Source organism: Dickeya aquatica (assembly GCF_900095885.1).
Lineage (GTDB): Bacteria > Pseudomonadota > Gammaproteobacteria > Enterobacterales > Enterobacteriaceae > Dickeya > Dickeya aquatica.
Genome location: NZ_LT615367.1, coordinates 2394419 through 2410817 on the forward strand (window position 1 = coordinate 2394419; position 16399 = coordinate 2410817).

Consider the following 16399-nt stretch of genomic DNA (forward strand, 5'->3'; position numbering starts at 1 on the left):
CGCCGTGCAGCGCCAGCTGTTCGCCGCCCTGCATCGTGCTGCCCCGGTTGTCGATGTCGCCGCCCGCCGTCAGGCTGACGCGGTTCGCCACGATGCGGCTGCCCTGCAGGTTGCTTTTATCCGCCTGCGCCAGATAGAGTTTCGGGGCCAGCACCGTCTGCCCGCCCACGCTGACCGACTCCCACCACAGGATGCTGTGGCTCAGCCCCGCCACCTGCGCCGGGCTCAGGCTCACCCCCAGTTGCAGGTTCAGCGCCGTTTTCGCCGCCGCCGCGTTGTCCATCAGCCACTGCATCTGCGCCAGCTCCGAGCCGAGCCCCCCAGGTAGCGCTGCCCGGTCTGGCTCAATACCGCATTGCTGATGTAGCGCGTGTCAAACGCCGCATCGCCGAGAAAACGGTAGTCGTGCTCCGCATCCAGGTTCAGCTTGCCCAGCAGGTAGGCTGACCCCAGTATCTGCGTGCGGTCGGTCAGTTGCGGATTCGTCTCCACCGGCACCGTGGTGGCCGGTGTCTGCCCCAGCAGCCCCTGCAGGTCGGCAAACAGCCGGTTGTCCACCTGGCCGAGCTGCTCCAGCAGCGGGTTGCTGCGTATCAGGTAACGGCTGTCGCGGGCGGTGTCCGCCACAAACAGGCCGTTCTGCGAGGCCGGCAGCGGGTAGTCGGTCAGCGCCGGGCCGGATACCGGGGCCAGCGCCTGGGTGAGGGCCTGCTGCGCCTGCCCGGCGCTCAGCCCCGCCAGCGGGGAAACCGCCGCCCCCGTCACCGGGCGCGTACCGTCAGCCGCCACGCCGCTCAGGCCACCGGTTGTCACCGACCCCGGCAGGCTCACCGCCGCCCCCGTCACCGGGCGCGTACCGCCATCCGGCACGCCGCTCAGGCCACCGGTTGTCACCGACCCCGGCAGGCTCACCGCCGCCCCCGTCACCGGGCGCGTGCCGCCATCCGGCACGCCGCTCAGGCCGCCGGTTGTCACCGACCCCGGCAGGCTTACCGCCGCCCCCGTCACCGGGCGCGTGCCGCCATCCGGCACGCCGCTCAGGCCGCCGGTTGTCACCGCCCCCGGCAGGCTCACCGTCGCCCCCGTCACCGGGCGTGCGCCGCCATCCGGCACGCTGCTCAGGCCGACCGCTGTCTGCCCCGGCAGGGCACTGCTGCTGCCCGGCAGCCCGCCGCTGCGCGCCACCGCGCTGTAACCGGTGTTCAGCCCGGCACCGCTGCCCGCCAGCGCCACGCTGCCTGCCCCGCCCACGGCGGTCGTACTGATGCCGCCCGCCGCACCCGACAGCCCCCGGTCAGACTGGGCCGTTTCGGTACTCAGCGCCGCCACGCCGCCCAGCGACGGCGCAGACAGGGACGGCATAAACCCGCCACTGCCCGGTTGCAGGCTGGTGTTGCTGATATTTTGTGAGAAACTGGCGTTAATTGAACCGCCCGCCTGAATGGTGGCGGTATAGGACTGGCCGGGGGTAAATTCGGTGATGGGTTCGCCGACCAATTTGAACCTAAAGACATCATCGCCTAAACGATCCTGATAGACATACTTCAGTTTTGTTCCTGATACCCCTGCCTGGAATGACTGGTTGTTAAGCTGTCCTCCGGTCAAGAACACATCACCCCGGCCGGTGATGGCCGAAGCGTTGTTATTCAGCACATCAGCGGCGATATTGATGTGGCCTGCCGAATTTAGCTGTGCAACGCCTCCGGTTGCACTGACGGTAATGCTCTTTTGATCAACAGCAACAAACTGAGTAACTGCGCTAACAGATAATTTTTTTTGAATAAAGGTACGAGTGCTACAAACATCACGGCCGTCATCATGGCCGCCTACTGTATGGCAATAATCATCTTTAACTACAGATTCTACGACCTCTCCTGGTTTAAAAGAATCAGCGTGTATATCCGCCGTAGTCCCGCCCGCCCATGAGGGTATCTCCGCCGCTGTGCTGCCGCTCTCCGTTACCGTCAGCCCCTCGCGCTGGTTGGTCAGCGTGCCGGTGCGCACCGTGATATCCCCGCGCTGCGTCTCTATCGTCCCCGAGCTGTTCAGCACGCTGCCGCTGGCGTTCCCCGCCTCGTCACGCTGTATCCACAGGCTGTTGCCCGCCAGAATGTTACCCAACCGGTTCACCAGCGCGTCTGACAGCAGCAGCACGTTGCCCCCGCCATACAGCAGGCTGCCGTTCTCTATCCGCCCCGCCGCCCGCAGCAGCAGGTCGCCCGCCGTGCCGATAAAGCCCCGGTTCACCAGGTCACTGCCCGAGACCAGACTCAGCGGCCCGCCCGCCTGTATCGTGCCCGTCTCCTCCTGCACCAGCGACGCCGCCGTCAGCCGGCTCTCACCCCCGCCCGCCACAATGCGCCCCTGCTGCGTCAGCCTGCCGGTGCTCGTCACCGTCACGCCATTACCCTGTAACGTGCCCGCCTGCACCAGGTCGCCCGCCACGTTCAGCGTCAGCTGCCCGCCCGCCGCCAGCGTGCGCGTGAACATCAGCGGGTTGCCGATGTCCGCCCGCAGGTCGCCCAGCGCCACCAGCTGCCCGTCCTGCGCCAGCGAACCGGTACTCAGCTGCAGCCCGCCCGCACTGTACAGCCGCCCCGTGGCGGTGTTGTTGAGGGCCGCCGCCTGCAACGCCAGCTGCGTCAGCCCCAGCAGCGTGCCCCGGTTCTCCAGCACCCCGTCGGTTATCACCGTCAGCCGGTCGGCCTGCACCCGTCCGGTATTCGTCCACTGCGGCAGGTGCAGCGTCAGCGACTGCCCCGCCTGCAGCGTGCCGCTGTTCTCCAGTTGCCCCACCGACAGCGACACCGCCGGCCCCTGCAGCCAGCCGGTGTTGGCCAGCTGCGAACCCGACAGCGACAGCGTGCCGCCGCTCACCAGCTCGCCCGGGTTGCTCACCGCCCCCCGGCTGAATACCCCCAGCTCGCGCTGCCCTTCCAGCCGCCCGGCATTCCACACCGTCCCGGCGTCCAGCGTCACCGCCCCGCCGCGTATCACCGCCCCCGACAGGTTCTCCAGCGCCCCGTCCAGCGTCGTCGTCAGCTGGCCGGTGCCCGTCAGCCCGCCCTGATTGCGCAGCCGTCCCGCACGCAGCGTTACCGTCTGCCCCTGCACCTGACCGGCGTTGTCCACCCCGGAGGCCGACAGCCCCAGCGCCCCGTTGCTCAGCAGCTCGCTGCCCGCCAGCCCCGTGTAGTCGCCGCCCAGCGTCAGCGTCGCCCCGTTCACCCCCAGCAGCGTGCCGCCGTTCACCAGCGACCCGGCCGTCAGCCCCAGTTGTGACGACTGCCACAGCCCGCGGTTGTCCAGCGTCCCGGTCGTCAGCGTCCCGCCGCCGCCGCTCAGCAGCCGCCCGCCCGCGCCGTTGCTCACCCGCTCGCGGTAGTCCGCCGTCAGCCCGCCCTGCGCCAGCAGCGTGCCGCTGTTCTCAAAGACCGCCCCGGTCAGCGTGGTCTGTGCGCCGCCCTGCACCTGCCCGGCGTTGGTCAGTTGCCTCACCCCGAGACGCAGGCGCTCCAGCCCCGACACGGTGCCGCGGTTGGTCAGCGTGCCGGCATCCAGCGACAGTGACTGCGCCTGCCACACCCCGTCATTCACCGCGTCCCCCGCCGACAGCGTCGCCGTGCCGCCGCTCAGCAGCTGGCTACCCGCCGTGCCGTCATAGCGCGACAGCCCGCTCAGGGTCAGCGCCGCGCTGCCCTGTAGCCGCCCCCGGTTGATGACGCGCCCGCCCTGCAGCGTCAGCGTGTCGCCCTGCAGCACGCCGCTGTTGTCCAGCCCCGCCGCGTACACGTTCACCGCGCCGTTCCCCAGCACGCTGCCGCCATTGTCCAGTTGCCCCCGGCTGCGGATGTCCAGCTGCGACAGCCCCACCAGCCGCCCGCCGTTGCTGAGCGTGTCCGCCGTCAGCCACAGCTGCCCGCCACCGATGTCCCCCTGCTGCCACAGCGTGCCGGTTTCCAGCGACACCCGGCCGTTGCTCAGCACCTCGCTGCCCGCCTCGCCCCGGTAGCCCTGTGCCAGCGTCAGCGACACGGCGTTCACCCCGCGCAGCACCCCGCGGTTGTCCATCTGCTGTGCCCCCAGCGTCAGGCGGTTGCCCTGCCACATCCCCTGATGCACCACCGTGCCGGCCTGCACCTGCCAGTCGCCGTTGCTGAGCCACTGACTCGCCGCCCCGGTTTCCAGCGCCCCGCTCAGGAGCAGCCCGCCGCCCTGGTCGGCCAGCAGGCTTCCCCGGTTCACCAGCCGCTCGCCGGTCACCGTCAGCGCGCCGCTCTCCAGCCGGCCGTCATTCGTCAGTTGCCCGGCCGTGACCGTCATCGCCCCGTCCGCCAGCAGGCGACCGGTGTTGTTCACCTGCCCGGCCCCGAGCGTCAGCGTGCCCGCGGCCAGCGCCCCGGCGTTGTCCAGCCGGCTGACCCGGAACTGCCCGTCGCCGCGCGCCACCACCGTGCCGGTGTTGACCAGCACACCACCGCCATTCGCCTCGCCGGTCAGCGTGATGTCCAGCGCGCCGTCACTCTCCAGCTGCCCGGCGTTGCTCAGTTGCCCGCCGGTAAGGCTCAGGCGACCCGCCTGCCACACCCCGTCACTGGTCAGGCTGGCGGCACGCAGCAGCGCCGTGCCCGCACTCAGCAGTTGGCTGTCGTGCCCGGTGGTCAGGGTGGTGGCCTCCAGCGTCAGCCCGCTCAGGCCCAGCAGACGGCCCAGGTTCGTTATCTGCCCGGCCCGCAGCGCCAGCGTGTCGCCCTGCATCTCGCCGCCGTTATCCAGCCTCGCCGCCGAAACATCCAGCGCACCGCGGCTCAGCCACTGCCCGCCTGCGTCGTTCGCCGCCGCCCCGGTAATGGCCAGCGTCAGCGCGTCCACCCCCAGCAGCGTGCCGCGGCCGTTCAGCGAAGCCGCCTTCACCGCCAGCCGCTGCCCTTCCAGCCGCCCGCTGTTACTCAGGCTGCCCGCCGTGCCGGTGTTTGTGTTGAGCCCCGCCGGGCGATCGCCCGCGGGACGCGTCGAAGATGGCGCATTAGCAATTGATGACGCCTCAGCAGCCGACAACGCGGCATGACCAGACGCGGGATCGGCCGCAGAGAGGCTGACCGTCAGCCCGTCGCGGCCGCTCAGCAGCCCGCGGTTGTCCAGCCACCCGGCCTGCACCGCGGTGGTGCCGCCCGCCAGCGTGTCGCTGTTGGTCAGCGCGTCCGTCAGTGTCAGCGTCAGTGCCCCGGCCGCGTTGACCTGCCCGGCATTCGCCAGCGTGCCGCCCGTGACCGTCAGGCCGTTTGCCTGCCAGCGGCCACCCGCACCGATGGCGGTGTTGCCGGTGAGCGACAGCGCCCCGTCACTGTACAGACTGCCCGCTCCCTGATAGTCGCCGGTCAGCGACAGCGGCCCGCCCGCGGCGACAGTGCCGTCGTTGGCCAGCGACAGCGCCTGCGCCGTCAGCGCCCCGCGCACCGACACCTCGCCGCTGTTGGCCAGGGTCGCGGCCTGCCACTGCGCCGCGCCGTTGGCGCGCAGCGCGCCGCGGTTGCTCAGGCCGCCGGTCAGCGTGATGTCCAGCCCGCCGTCACTCTCCAGCTGCCCGGCGTTGTGCATCTCGCCGCCACGGATAAGCAGGCGACCCGCCTGCCACACCCCGTCACTGGTCAGGCTGGCGGCGCGAAGCCACGCCGTGCCCGCACTCAGCAGCTGGCTGTCGTGCCCGGTGGTCAGGGTGGAAGCGTCCAGCGTCAGCCCGTTCAGGCCGAGCAGGCGGCCCAGGTTCGTTACCCGCCCGGCCCGCAGCGCCAGCGTGTCGCCCTGCATCTCGCCGCCGTTATCCAGCGTCGCCGCCGAAACGCCCAGCGCCCCGCCACTCAGCCACTGACCGCCTGCGTCGTTCGCCGCCGCCCCGGTAATGGCCAGCGTCAGCGCGTCCACCCCCAGCAGTGTGCCGCGGCCGTTCAGCGAGGCCGCCTTCACCGCCAGCCGCTGCCCTTCCAGCCGCCCGGTGTTACTCAGGCTGCCCGCCGTGCCGGTGTTTGTGTTGAGCCCGGCCGGGCGATCGCCCGCGGGACGCGTCGAAGATGGCGCATTAGCAATTGATGACGCCTCAGCGGCCAACAACGCGGTATGAGTATTAACAGAAGCGGTGTCAGTCAACGGCAGGCTGACCGTCAGCCCGTCGCGGCCGCTCAGCAGCCCGCGGTTGTCCAGCCACCCGGCCTGCACCGCGGTGGTGCCGCCCGCCAGCGTGCCGCTGTTGGTCAGCCCGTCCGTCAGTGTCAGCGTCAGTGCCCCGGCCGCATTCACCTGCCCGGCATTCGCCAGCGTGCCGCCCGTGACCGTCAGGCCGTTTGCCTGCCAGCGGCCACCCGCACCAATCTGTGTGTTGCCGGTGAGCGACAGCGACGCGTCACTGGTCAGCAGGCCTGCGCCCTGATAGTCGCCGGTCAGCGACAGTGGCCCGCCGGCGGCCAGTGTGCCGTCGTTGCTGAACGACAGCGCCTGCGCCGTCAGCGTCCCGCGTACCGACACCTCGCCGCTGTTGGCCAGGGTCGCGGCCTGCCACTGCGCCGCGCCGTTGGCGCGCAGGGCCCCGCGGTTGCCAAGGCCCCCGGTCAGCGTAATATCCAGCGCGCCGTCACTCTCCAGTTGGCCGGCGTTGTGCATCTCGCCGCCATGAATCAGCAGGCGACCCGCCTGCCACACCCCGTCACTGGTCAGGCTGGCGGCACGCAGCAGCGCCGTGCCCGCACTCAGCAACTGGCTGTCGCGCCCGGTGGTCAGGGTGGTGGCCTCCAGCGTCAGCCCGTTCAGCCCGAGCAGGCGGCCCAGGTTCGTTATCTGCCCGGCCCGCAGCGCCAGCGTGTCGCCCTGCATCTCGCCGCCGTTATCCAGCCTCGCCGCCGAAACATCCAGCGCACCGCGGCTCAGCCACTGCCCGCCCGTGCCGTTAACTGCCGCCCCGGTGATGGCCAGCGTCAGCGCATCCACCCCCAGCAGCGTGCCGCGGCCGCTCAGCGAGGCCGCCTTCACCGCCAGCTGCTGCCCTTCCAGCCGCCCGCTGTTACTCAGGCTGCCCGCCGTGCCGGTGTTTGTGTTGAGCCCCGCCGGGCGATCGCCCGCGGGACGCGTCGAAGATGGCGCATTAGCAATTGATGACGCCTCAGCAGCCGACAACGCGGCATGATCAGAAGCGGGATCGGCCGCAGAGAGGCTGACCGTCAGCCCGTCGCGGCCGCTCAGCAGCCCGCGGTTGTCCAGCCACCCGGCCTGCACCTCTGTGGTACCACCTGCCAGCGTGCCGCTGTTGGTCAGCCCGTCCGTCAGTGTCAGCGTCAGTGCCCCGGCCGCGTTGACCTGCCCGGCGCTGGTCAGACTGCCGCCCTTCACCGTCAGGCTGTCCGCCTGCCAGCGGCCCCCGGCCCCGATAGTGGTGTTGCCGGTCAGCGACAGCGCCGCGTCACTGTACAGACGGCCCGCGCCCTGATAGTCGCCGGTCAGCGACAGTGGCCCGCCGGCAGCCACTGTACCGTCGTTAGTGAACGACAGCGCCTGCGCCGTCAGCGCCCCGCGTACCGACACCTCACCGCTGTTGGCAAGGGTGGCCGCCTGCCACTGCGCCGCGCCGTTGGCGCGCAGTGCCCCGCGGTTGCCGAGGCTCCCGGTCAGCGTGATATCCAGCGCGTCGTCGCTCTCCAGCTGCCCGGCGTTGTGCATCTCGCCGCCACGGATAAGCAGGCGACCCGCCTGCCACACCCCGTCACTGGTCAGGCTGGCGGTGCGAAGCAGCGCCGTGCCCGCACTCAGCAGCTGGCTGTCGCGCCCGGTGGTCAGGGTGGTGGCCTCCAGCGTCAGCCCGTTCAGGCCAAGCAGTCGGCCACGGCTGGTCAGGTCAACGGCCGAGAGCGTCAGCGTGTCGCCCTGCACCTCACCGGCGTTCTCCAGCGTGGCGGCGGTGACGCCCAATGCCCCGCCACTCAGCCACTGCCCGCCCGTGCCGTTAACTGCCGCCCCGGTGATGGCCAGCGTCAGCGCATCCACCCCCAGCAGCGTGCCGCGGCCGCTCAGCGAGGCCGCCTTCACCGCCAGCTGCTGCCCTTCCAGCCGCCCGCTGTTACTCAGGCTGCCCGCCGTGCCGGTGTTTGTGTTGAGCCCCGCCGGGCGATCGCCCGCGGGACGCGTCGAAGATGGCGCATTAGCAATTGATGACGCCTCAGCAGCCGACAACGCGGCATGATCAGAAGCGGGATCGGCCGCAGAGAGGCTGACCGTCAGCCCGTCGCGGCCGCTCAGCAGCCCGCGGTTGTCCAGCCACCCGGCCTGCACCTCTGTGGTACCACCTGCCAGCGTGCCGCTGTTGGTCAGCCCGTCCGCCAATGTCAGCGTCAGTGCCCCCGCCGCGTTGACCTGCCCGGCATTGATGAGGGTGTCGCCGGTCAGCGTCAGGCTGTCCGCCTGCCAGCGGCCCCCGGCCCCGATAGTGGTGTTGCCGGTCAGCGACAGCGCCGCGTCACTGTAGAGACTGCCCGCTCCCTGATAGTCGCCGGTCAGCGACAGCGGCCCGCCCGCGGCGACAGTGCCGTCGTTGGCCAGCGACAGCGCCTGTGCCGTCAGCGCCCCGCGCACCGACACCTCGCCGGTATTGCTCAGGGTCGCGGCCTGCCACTGCGCAGCGCCGTTGGCGCGCAGGGCCCCGCGGTTGTTCAGGCCGCCGGTCAGCGTGATGTCCAGCCCGCCGTCACTCTCCAGTTGGCCGGCGTTGTGCATCTCGCCGCCGGTGAGGCTCAGGCGACCCGCCTGCCACACCCCGTCACTGGTCAGGCTGGCGGCGCGAAGCCACGCCGTGCCCGCACTCAGCAACTGGCTGTCGTGCCCGGTGGTCAGGGTGGTGGCCTCCAGCGTCAGCCCGTTCAGGCCAAGCAGTCGGCCACGGCTGGTCAGGTCAACGGCCGAGAGCGTCAGCGTGTCGCCCTGCACCTCACCGGCGTTCTCCAGCGTGGCGGCGGTGACGCCCAATGCCCCGCCACTCAGCCACTGCCCGCCCGTGCCGTTAACTGCCGCCCCGGTGATGGCCAGCGTCAGCGCATCCACCCCCAGCAGCGTGCCGCGGCCGTTCAGCGAGGCCGCCTTCACCGCCAGCCGTTGCCCTTCCAGCCGCCCGGTGTTACTCAGGCTGCCCGCCGTGCCGGTGTTTGTGTTGAGCCCCGCCGGGCGATCGCCCGCGGGACGCGTCGAAGATGGTACATTAGCAATTGATGACGCCTCAGCAGCCGACAACGCGGCATGATCAGAAGCGGGATCGGCCGCAGAGAGGCTGACCGTCAGCCCGTCGCGGCCGCTCAGCAGCCCGCGGTTGTCCAGCCACCCGGCCTGCACCGCGGTGGTACCGCCCGCCAGCGTGCCGCCGTTGGTCAGCCCGTCCGCCAGTGTCAGCGTCAGCGCCCCGGCCGCATTCACCTGCCCGGCATTCGCCAGCGTGCCGCCCGTGACCGTCAGGCCGTTTGCCTGCCAGCGGCCACCCGCACCGATGGCGGTGTTGCCGGTCAGCGACAGCACCCCGTCACTGTACAGGCTGCCCGACCCCTGATAGTCGCCCGTCAGCAACAGCGGCCCGCCCGCGGCGACAGTGCCGTCGTTGGCCAGCGACAGCGCCTGTGCCGTCAGCGCCCCGCGCACCGACACCTCGCCGCTGTTGGCCAGTGTCGCGGCCTGCCACTGTGCCGCGCCGTTGGCGCGCAGGGCCCCGCGGTTGTTCAGGCCGCCGGTCAGCGTGATGTCCAGCCCGCCGTCGCTCTCCAGCTGCCCGGCGTTGTGCATCTCGCCGCCACGGATAAGCAGGCGACCCGCCTGCCACACCCCGTCACTGCTAATACCTGAGGCCCGCAGTACCGCCGCCCCGGCGCTCAGCAACTGGCTGTCATGACCCGTCTCCAGCGAGGTCGCCTCCAGCGTCAGCCCGCTCAGGCCGAGCAGGCGGCCCAGGTTCGTTACCCGCCCGGCCCGCAGCGCCAGCGTGTCGCCCTGCACCTCACCGGCGTTGTCCAGCGTGGCAGCAGTGACGCCCAGCGCCCCGCCACTCAGCCACTGACCGCCTGCACCGTTGTTCGCCGCCCCAGTGATGGCCAGCGTCAGCGCATCCACCCCCAGCAGCGTGCCGCCACCGGACAGCGAAGCCGCATTGACCGCCAGCCGCTGACCCTCCAGCCGCCCGCTGTTACGCAGCGCGCCCGGTGCCGCCGCAGAAGAAGAGGGAGAGGATGACAACAAGGAAAGAAGAGACGTGCCCGACGGCAGCGTGACCGTCAGCCCGTCGCGGCCGCTCAGCAGCCCGCGGTTGTCCAGCCACCCGGCCTGCACCGCGGTGGTGCCGCCCGCCAGCGTGCCGCTGTTGGTCAGCCCGTCCGTCAGTGTCAGCGTCAGTGCCCCGGCCGCATTCACCTGCCCGGCATTCGCCAGCGTGCCGCCCGTGACCGTCAGGCCGTTTGCCTGCCAGCGGCCACCCGCACCAATCTGTGTGTTGCCGGTCAGCGACAGCGCCCCGTCACTGTACAGACTGCCCGACCCCTGATAGTCGCCGGTCAGCGACAGCGGCCCGCCCGCGGCGACAGTGCCGTCGTTGGCCAGCGACACTGCCGACAGCTGCCCGTCCTGCGTCACGCTCAGGCTGCCGCTGTGCTGCCACACGCCCGTCGTCAGCGCCATCCGCCGCGCCTGCGTCGTCCCGGCGTCCGACAGCGACCCGCCCGATACCTGCAACAGCCCGCCGCTGCTCAGGCGGCCCGATGCGCCCTGATTCAGCGCCCCCGTCGCCGTCAGTTGCACCTGCTCGCGGCCCTGCACCATCCCCTGGCTCTCCAGCGACGACCCGCTGACCGTCACCGTCCCGCCCGACACCGTGCCCCGGTTCGAGACCGCCCCGCCGCTCACCGTCAGCGCGCCCCCCGCCAGCAGCTGACCGCCGTTCTCCACGCCGTCCGCCGTCACCGTCAGTGACGTATCCGCCGCCAGCGTGCCGCCATTTTGCAGCCGGCCCGCCTGCACCGTCACCTGCCGGCCGCTCACCGTCCCCCGGTTGGTCAGCGCCGGCGTCGTCAGCCTCAGCTCGCCCCCCGCCAGCGTGCCCCGGTTCTCCAGCGACTGCGCCGTCATCGTCAGTGGCCCGCCTGCCAGCAGCTCGCCGTCCCAGCCCGCGTGCGTAAAGCCCTGCGCCGTCAGCGACCCCGCCGACTGCCAGCGACCCCGGCCCCCCAGCGTCTCCCCGCTCAGGTCCAGCGTCTGCGCCCCCGCCTCCCCGTCCAGCACCAGCGCCCCGCCGCTCACCGTCAGCCCGCTCTGCGCCCGCCACGCCCCGCCCGACGCCTGACTCACCCCGTCAGCCGCCCGCAGCGATAACCGGTCGCCGCTCAGCCGGCTCTGCCCCAGACTCAGCGCCGTCCCCGACAGCGTCACCCCGTAACCCGGCTGCACCTCTCCGGCCGCCGTCACACCCGCACTCAGTTGCGCCGCCGTCGCCGTCACCGCACCGCCGCTCTCCACCGTCAGCCCGCCGCCCGCGCGCACCCCGCTCGTCGTCAGCGCCACGCCCTGCCCGCCCCGCAGCCGGATATCGCCCTCCGCCTGCTGCTGCCCCGTCAGTGTCAGCGTCCGGCCCTGTGCCGTCAGCGCCCCCTGCGCCACCGCCGTCCCGACCTGAAGATGCCCGTCCGCCGTCAGCGTGATGTCACCCTGCCGCGCCCCCAGCCCCGACGTGTTCACCCCCACGCCCTGACCCGTCGACACCAGACTGATGCGCCCCGCGTACATGCCCCCCAGCGCCCCCGTGTCCAGCGCCAGCGCCGGCCCGCCCGCCGGTGACGCCTGCGCGCTCACCTCGCCGTCCGCCCCGACCCGGTTCGTCCCCAGCACCACCTGGGCCTCGCCACCGGCATTCAACCCCGCCTGCAGGCTGGCCGTGTGCGCTATCAGCGCAAAATAGTCGCTCCGGCTCGCATCCAGCCCCGCGCCCGTCACCAGAATGTCGCCGCCGCGCACATCCAGCCCCGCCAGACCGCCCGAGGCATTCAGCTGCGGCACCCCCGTCGTCAGCGTGATGCGCGGCGTGTTGATAAACCCGCAGCCGTTGCAGGTGATGCCGTACGGGTTCGCCACCACCACCGACGCCGCCGGCCCCGCCACCTCCAGATACCCCGCCAGCTCGCTGCGGGCCGGCGACACCACCTCGTTGAGTATCGCCCCCGCCGACCGGCCTCCCGCCACCAGATTCGGGTTGTTCTGGATAAGCCCGCCCAGCTGTGTCGCCGTCAGCGACGCCGTGCCGTTGTTCAGGATGAGCCCGCGGCCGTCCACGCTGAACGACTGGTAGCGGTTGTGCGACAGCCCCGTGGCATCCGGCGCGGCGATGTTCACCACCGGCACCCCGTTGCCCGCCGCCTCCACCGTCGTCGCCCCCGCGGCCACCGTCACCCCGGCCGCCCGCGCGCCCAGTACCGGCTGCATCCCCGTCAGCCACACCAGCGCCCACACCAGCGCCCGCTGCCACACCGCCACCGTCTTCGTCCCTGACCCCTGATTCATCGCCTCACCCGTGTCTGTCTGTTCACTCTGTTCAATCGTTCACGCTGTTCCCGGGCGTCAGTCCGCCCGGCAGGCCCGCTAGAACGCCACGCCCGCCCGGTAGCTCACCACCACCCGGTCCGGCTCCAGCCACGCCGGGTACGCCAGCGGCCACCCCACCGTCACCTGATGACTGAGCGCGCCGCCCGAGGCCGTCAGCCCCACCGCCCCGCCCCACAGCGACGCCGCCGTCTCCGTGTCCTGACGGTGGTTGTAAAGCTGACCGCCGTCCAGCGCCGCCAGCACCCCTATCGCCCCCAGCCCCGGCAGTTGACCCGCCTGCCAGGTCATCTCATTGCGCCAGTACAGCCCCCGGTTGCCCGCCGTGTACTGGCTCCTGATACCCCGCACTGACGATTCTCCCCCCAGCGTCAGCTGCTCGACGCCGTACAGCCGGTCCGCCGCATACTGCCCGTACAGGCTCCCCAGGTAGCCCACCCCGTCGGCCAGCGGGTGGGCGTAGCTCGCCGACAGCGTCCACTTGTTGAACGCCGCCCGCGGCGCGCCCGCCTCACGCCCCGCGTCGGTCTCCCCGCCCAGCCAGCGCACCCCGCGGCTGTAACCCGGGTTGAACGTCGCCAGCCCGCCCCACAGCGTCTGGCTGTGACCCAGGCCCAGCGACACGCTGCTGAACTGCCGCCCCGACGGCAGCACCGTGCCGTTGAGCGTGTGCCGGCTGCTGCGCCGGCTCACCGTTGCCGACAGCGCCGTCTTCATGCGCGCGTTGCGGTACACCACCCGCGACAGCGACAGCCGGTGCGTGTCGCTTCTCCCGGCCGAGTCCCACGGGTAGTCACGGTTGATGAAAATGTTGCGGTAGTGGCTCTGCGAGTAGCTGTACCCCAGCGTCCAGTACCCCCACGGCACCGTCATCCCCGCCTGTACGCTGCGCGCATCGTGGCTGCTGGCAAACCGGCTGCTGTGCCCCGGGCTGACAAACCACTGGTCTGCCACCCCCAGCACGTTATCCACCACCAGACTGCCCGACAGCTGCCACACCCCGGTACTGCGCTGGCCGCTGTTGTCCAGCGTCACGCTGCCGCTCACCGGCCCGCGCACCGCCCGCGTCAGGTTCACCCGCGAGTACCCCGCCTCGCGGCCCGGCGCTATCTCCACCGTCACCTGCTGTGACGGCAGCCGGTTCATCTGCTCCATGCCCTGCTCGATGTCGCGCAGGTTCAGCACCTGCCCCTCCATGCCCGCAAACGCCGCCCGCGTCAGCCCCGCCGTCGCCTGGTTGACCGTGATGGCCTCCACCCGCCCTTCCAGGATCTCCAGTTGCAGCTCGCCGCCCGACAAATCCTGCTCGCGTAAAAAAGCCCGGCTGGTGACATAGCCCCGCTCGATGTACCAGTTGCTGACGTCGTGCACCAGCTGGTTTATCTGCGCCAGCTGCACGCACTGCCCGACATAGGGCGCACTGAGCCGCGCCCGGTCGCCGGCGTCCAGCAGGGTGCTGTGATGAAAATGGATGCGATGAAGGGGAAAACAGGGGCCGGCGTCCGCCGTGCCCGCGGCCGGGGGCGCGGCCGTGACCGCCGTGAGCGGCAGCAGCGCCTCGCGATCACGGCGCGCCTGCCCGATAAGATCTGACTGGTGCTGCGCGCTCTCGCGGCGCTCCGCCGGGGTAAGCGGGGCGGCCTGTGCGCCCGCGCCATATAACAGGGCTGCGCCCCACAGCAGGGCACATGCCCTGCCCGTCGTCCTGATGCTGACACGCATAGCGTCGTCCCTGATGAAAAAAAAGCCCGAAGGAAAAAAAAGTGGCCGGATAGTAATGCGCCCTATTTTCAAAAACAATACAAAAACTTACAAAAATTCACCTAATAATTTTTTGTTATTTTCAGAGGTAAACAAAAACCAAAATACTCTTAAAGTTTTTTTGGCACGCCGTTCCGGCTGCCCGGCAGACGCCGCTCAGGGCTCGCGCCATAAAAAAAGAGACGGGGAGCCGTCTCTTGGTGGATAACGATTGTCGGGGAGAATCAGGACGCCAGTTTCCCCAGTGCCAGGCTGGCGATTTTATCACCGGCGACGGCCGCATCGATGCCAAGCGAGGCACCACCGGCCCCGCGCAGGCTGAGGTTGCTGTTGCCGGTATCACCGGCGACGGCGCTTTTGACCATGCCTAATGCCTGGCGGAATTTATCCATGCTGGCACCGGTCATGCCGTCATCATCAGGTTTACTCAGTGCATTCGCCCAGGATTTATCATCCGTTTTCGGTGAGCTCCAGCCATCTTTTTGGTATTGCGGTTTGCCAAATACGTCGGGGTATTGATCCATAAGCTGGCCGACTTCTTTTGCCAGCGCACGGTCTTCTTTGTCCACAAAGTGGCGATTATTGCCATCGACATGCGTACTGACGTTGCTCAGTGCATGCAGCGCCGAGTTTTGCCCCACCCCCATGCCGATAGCATTACCTAGTTGGCTGAATGCGCCAGCGCCGCTCAGCCCCTGAAGGCCACCAGCGCCAAGCGATAATGGAGAGAAACCGCCCGTAGCCTGACTCAGGCCATTGCCCAGAATAGACGACAGTGCATTATTGAGGCCACCACCAAAGGCGTCCATGTTGCCTTGTGTCATCTGGCTGGCATTCAATAGGCTGTTCGCCAGTTGGTTGGTTTGGTTGGTCAGTTTAGTCACGGTGTCATGGCCGAGCAGGTCATCAAGCGCTTTGTCAAACATCGCTGACAGGGCATCGTTGCCGGATTTCGGGGTCGATAACAGGTTACTGCCACCGGCGGTGTTACCCTGCGGGCTAAACGCAGAGGACAGCGCATTTTTCCCAGATTGCGCCGCGCCTGTGCCGCCGCCAAACATCAGCGAGGTCAGTGCGGACGTTAGTTTGTCGAGTGTACCGCTGAGCTTATCCAGGCTTGAGCCGAGGGATGAAGCGGCAGAATTCAGCCCCTTAAGCCCCTGATTACCCAGCCCCAATCCCACAACGCCCAGATCGGTGCCGATGTGCGCTTTGATAGTAATTTGCATAATTTCATTTCCTTATTGATGTCAGGTATTGGCGTAAGTATCTGCAACGGATGCCGACGCCAGGCTTGATGTCGGCATCATGCTGGATACTTGATTACTGAGTGATAACGGCCTTAAAACGGTTCCAGACATTGCTTTTTTTTGCTGCAAAAATGGCGTTTTTCAGCAACGACGGTTCGCGGGCCTGCTCTGTCAGCCGCTGCGAGAGACGGGCTACACCACGAAGGGCGCGGGCGGCAATCCCGCCAGCGCAAACAGCTGTTCCACCACCTGGGCATAGCTCGCAGGCTCCTGGGGCAGCGGCCACCAAATGATCAAGACGTTGCGGCCATTCAGGCACAGGTGACTGCCTTCATAGCGCTCGGCCTGTTGATAGCGGCGGTTCAGTAACGTGCGTAACAGGCCGGGAGGCTGCTGCGCGGGCTGAATGTGTAACATCACCTCCCAGCCCGCTTCACCGGGTTGACACACCAACTCCACGCCCGGTTGCGGCGACCAGCGCCCCGGCTGATGCCGGGCCAGCGCGGCCATCCAGCTCGCCGCGCTACTAAATGGCAGGAGGGTGTCGGTCATGGCACGCTCACCTGGGTGAAATCGGCTGCGCCCGGACGCAAATCGGTTTGCCACCAAATCACCATTTGCCGCGATTCCGGCTCCGGGCGGCAACTGACGTTATTGCAAGTCAATGACGGGGCTCGCGTCGTAGTACACGCGCTGAGTAGCAAGGTGGCGCACAACAGTGCAAGCAGCGGATAACGCATGATTTTTCTCCCTACGGATACGGAAAATGAAGCGATGACTCGGGTACA

At 69.2% G+C, this 16399-nt stretch carries 7 protein-coding genes; 2 read left to right on the top strand and 5 right to left on the bottom strand.

All coding sequences use genetic code 11. The features are described from left to right. Window positions 1-4 precede the first annotated feature (4 nt). The gene (locus tag DAQ1742_RS10770) at window positions 5-328 is read left to right on the top strand and encodes a hypothetical protein (RefSeq protein ID WP_180706092.1); all 324 of its coding nucleotides are present in this window, start codon (window positions 5-7) and stop codon (window positions 326-328) included. Here DAQ1742_RS10770 and DAQ1742_RS10775 read toward each other — a convergent pair. Continuing rightward, on the bottom strand, window positions 283-12561 hold the full coding sequence (locus DAQ1742_RS10775) for a two-partner secretion domain-containing protein (RefSeq protein WP_331886446.1): 12279 nt from the start codon (window positions 12559-12561) through the stop codon (window positions 283-285). The two genes, DAQ1742_RS10770 and DAQ1742_RS10775, sit on opposite strands and share 46 nt — an antisense overlap. A 78-nt stretch (window positions 12562-12639) precedes the next feature. Next, window positions 12640-14322 (bottom strand): ShlB/FhaC/HecB family hemolysin secretion/activation protein, encoded by a 1683-nt coding sequence (locus DAQ1742_RS10785; RefSeq protein WP_180706109.1) that lies wholly within the window; start codon window positions 14320-14322, stop codon window positions 12640-12642. A 13-nt stretch (window positions 14323-14335) separates the two neighbouring features. On the opposite strand from DAQ1742_RS10785, the gene DAQ1742_RS10790 reads away from it, so the two are divergent. Then, on the top strand, window positions 14336-14569 hold the full coding sequence (locus tag DAQ1742_RS10790; protein ID WP_145916178.1) for a hypothetical protein: 234 nt from the start codon (window positions 14336-14338) through the stop codon (window positions 14567-14569). 16 nt (window positions 14570-14585) lie between these two features. On the opposite strand, the gene hrpN is transcribed toward DAQ1742_RS10790, so the two are convergent. The 3 genes from hrpN to hrpT all read right to left on the bottom strand — a co-directional run bounded on the left by hrpN (window position 14586) and on the right by hrpT (window position 16351). Then, window positions 14586-15590 carry a harpin HrpN gene (gene hrpN, locus DAQ1742_RS10795; protein WP_035341738.1) on the bottom strand — a complete coding sequence of 335 codons (1005 nt, stop codon included), beginning with the start codon at window positions 15588-15590 and terminating at the stop codon, window positions 14586-14588. 213 nt (window positions 15591-15803) lie between these two features. Next, on the bottom strand, window positions 15804-16163 hold the full coding sequence (gene hrpV, locus DAQ1742_RS10800; protein ID WP_035341736.1) for an HrpV family type III secretion system protein: 360 nt from the start codon (window positions 16161-16163) through the stop codon (window positions 15804-15806). After that, window positions 16160-16351, bottom strand: coding sequence for an HrpT family type III secretion system protein (hrpT, locus tag DAQ1742_RS10805; protein WP_035341734.1), 192 nt, complete (start codon window positions 16349-16351; stop codon window positions 16160-16162). Before hrpT ends, hrpV begins: the two co-directional genes overlap by 4 nt. Window positions 16352-16399: the final 48 nt, after the last annotated feature.

Coding starts and splice junctions, on each gene's coding strand:
- DAQ1742_RS10775 (WP_331886446.1), bottom strand. CDS start 12,561: ATGAATCAGGGGTCAGGGACGAAGACGGTGGCGGTGTGGCAGCGGGCG.
- DAQ1742_RS10785 (WP_180706109.1), bottom strand. CDS start 14,322: ATGCGTGTCAGCATCAGGACGACGGGCAGGGCATGTGCCCTGCTGTGG.
- DAQ1742_RS10790 (WP_145916178.1), top strand. CDS start 14,336: ATGAAAAAAAAGCCCGAAGGAAAAAAAAGTGGCCGGATAGTAATGCGC.
- hrpN (WP_035341738.1), bottom strand. CDS start 15,590: ATGCAAATTACTATCAAAGCGCACATCGGCACCGATCTGGGCGTTGTG.
- hrpV (WP_035341736.1), bottom strand. CDS start 16,163: ATGACCGACACCCTCCTGCCATTTAGTAGCGCGGCGAGCTGGATGGCC.
- hrpT (WP_035341734.1), bottom strand. CDS start 16,351: ATGCGTTATCCGCTGCTTGCACTGTTGTGCGCCACCTTGCTACTCAGC.